This window comes from Streptomyces sp. NPDC050264 (genome assembly GCF_040655895.1).
GTDB lineage: Bacteria > Actinomycetota > Actinomycetes > Streptomycetales > Streptomycetaceae > Streptomyces.
On the sequence record NZ_JBFAKV010000068.1, the window covers coordinates 1 to 2,602 of the forward strand.

A 2,602-nucleotide genomic window follows, 5' to 3' on the forward strand; every position below is an offset into this window, starting at 1 on the left:
TGGTCCTGTGCGTCCACAATTTCTCCCGCTTCGCCCAGCCCACCGAACTCGACCTCCGGGTCTTCGACGGCCGCCACCCCGTGGAACTGATCGGTGAGGTCCGCTTCCCGGCCATCGGCGAGCTTCCCTACCTGCTCACCCTGGCGGGACACGGCTTCTACTGGTTCCGGCTGCGTGGCAGTTGCCTGACGCCGCGCACGGCTCACCACGATTGGACCTGATATATGACTTCGCCTCTGCTGTCCGATATTGGCGTCGGTCCCACGCAGGTACCGGCCTCCTCCCTCGTGGCGCTCCTCGCGCGCTGGCTTCCCCGGCAGCGCTGGTTCACCGGACAAGGCCGTGACATCACCGGTGTGTCCGTGGCCGCGGCGACGAAACTGTCGGCCGACTGCTACCACCTGCTGGTGCGCGTCGATCAGCGCGGTTCATCGGACGGCGCCCATTACCAGGTGTTGCTCGGCGTGGCGGCCCACGTGCCGCCGCGCATGGGTCCGAGCCTGATCGGGGAAGTGGAGGCACGACCCGGCGAGCGACTCCTGGTCTACGACGCCGTCCACGATCACCGTGCGGCGATCGTGCTCCTCGAACGGCTCCGCAGGGGCGGCTCCATGGGCCACCTGCGCTTCGAGTCGCTGCCGCGCACCTCGGTGCCGTGCGGTCTCACTCCGCGGGTCCTCGACGTCGAGCAGTCGAACACGTCGATCGTCTACGGCGACGAGCTCATCCTTAAACTCTTCCGCCACATCCAGCCGGGCATGAACCCCGACCTGGAGGTCACGGGAGCGCTGGCCCGGCACGGGTTCAACCAGGTGCCCGCGCCCGTCGGCTGGTTCCAGACCGAGGCACCGTTCTGGAGCACCCTGGGCATGGTGCAGCCGTTCCTCACCGAATCGACGGACGGCTGGGCGCTGGCCCTGGAATCGGGCGGCCGCCGGACGGGCTTCGCCGACGAGGCGTACGAACTGGGGCGTACGACAGGCGAGTTGCACGTGGCCCTCGCCAAGGTGTTCCCGACCGACATCGGGCCCGTGGACCTGCCGGTACGGCTGGCCGACGCGATGACCCACCGGCTCCTGCGGGCGGCCGCTTCCGTGGCGGAGCTGCGCGCGCACGTGCCGGCCCTCCAGGAGATCTACGCGGCCGTCGTCACGGCGGGCGGCGACCCGCCGCTGCAACGAACCCACGGCGACCTGCACCTGGGACAGGTGCTGCACGCCCAGGGACGCTGGCACATAGTCGACTTCGAGGGCGAGCCGGCCAAGCCCGTGGCGGACCGCCGGGCCGTCCGCTCGCCGATCGCCGACGTGGCCGGCATGCTCCGGTCCTTCGACTACGCCGCCCAGTCCGGCGCGGTGTTCCTCCCGCACTGGGCCGACCGCTGCCGGGACGCGTTCTGCGCGGGCTACGGCGAATCGGGCGGCTTCGACCCGCGCGCCGTCCCCGCCGCACTCCGCGCCCATGAAGCCGACCGCGCCGTCTACGAGGTGGTCTACGAGTCGGTGTACCGCCCCGACCGGGTCACGGTCCCCATGAACGCGGTGGCACGGCTGTGCGCCGACCCCGGAGCCCCGGCACCGGTGCTGTCCGACGGCCGCGCCGAGGAGGCCTGACATGTCCGTTGCCGAACCCGTCCTGGAGGCCGACGGCACCCGCCGCGCCGCGCGTCCCGCCCCGCTGGACGACGACGTGCGCGCCCGGCTTCTGGGCGGCGCCCACCACGATCCGCACGCGGTCCTCGGCGCCCACGCGGCGCGCGGCGCACTGGTCGTGCGGTGCCTGCGCCCGCAGGCGATCGCGGTGTCCGCCGTCATCGGCACCCGCGCGTGGGAACTCCACGACGAGGGCGACGGTCTGTTCGCGGGCAGCATCCCGGACCAGGGCTTCGCCCCCCACCGCCTGCTGGTGACCTACCCGGACGCCGTCACCGAGACCGAGGACCCGTACCGATTCCCGCCGTCCCTCGGCGAGTTCGACCTGCACCTCATCTCCGAGGGGCGCCACGAGGAACTGTGGACGGCGCTCGGCTCCCACGTGCTGGAATGCCAGGGAGTGCGGGGAACACGCTTCACGGTCTGGGCGCCGAACGCCCGCGGCGTCCAGGTCTGCGGCGACTTCACCCACTGGGACGGGACGTCGCTGCCGATGCGCTCCCTGGGTTCCTCCGGGGTGTGGGAGTTGTTCGTCCCGGAGATCGGCGCCGGAGCCCAGTACAAGTTCGCCATCACCGGCCCCGACGGTGCCCGGTTCGAGCGGGCCGACCCGATGGCCCGCAGGACGGAGCCGCCGCCCGCGACGGCCTCGATCGTGACCGACAGCCAGTACGTCTGGGGCGACGAGAAGTGGCTGCGGCAACGTGCCGACCGTCCGGTGCACACCAGCCCTCTGTCCGTCTACGAAGTGCACCTCGCGTCGTGGCGCCCCGGCCTCACCTACCGCCAGCTGGCCGATCAACTTCCCGACTACGTATCCGAGTTGGGCTTCACGCATGTAGAGCTGATGCCCGTCGCCGAGCACCCCTTCGGCGGCTCCTGGGGGTACCAGGTCACCGGCTTCTACGCGCCCACGGCCCGCCTCGGCACCCCGGACGACTTCAAGTACC

Annotated in this window: 2 protein-coding genes and 1 pseudogene; all 3 read left to right on the forward strand. The window is 71.3% G+C overall.

Going from position 1 to position 2,602, the window contains the following annotated elements; all coding sequences use genetic code 11:
- Positions 1-221: alpha-glucosidase C-terminal domain-containing protein (locus AB0J02_RS43555; RefSeq protein ID WP_363199475.1), on the forward strand; the 221-nt coding region annotated here is incomplete at its 5' end.
- Between the two features lie 3 nt (positions 222-224).
- Positions 225-1,613, forward strand: a complete 1,389-nt coding sequence (locus AB0J02_RS43560; RefSeq protein ID WP_363199476.1) for a maltokinase — start codon at positions 225-227, stop codon at positions 1,611-1,613.
- A gap of 1 nt (position 1,614) precedes the next feature.
- Positions 1,615-2,602: pseudogene (locus AB0J02_RS43565) on the forward strand (1,4-alpha-glucan branching enzyme); the annotation flags it as partial.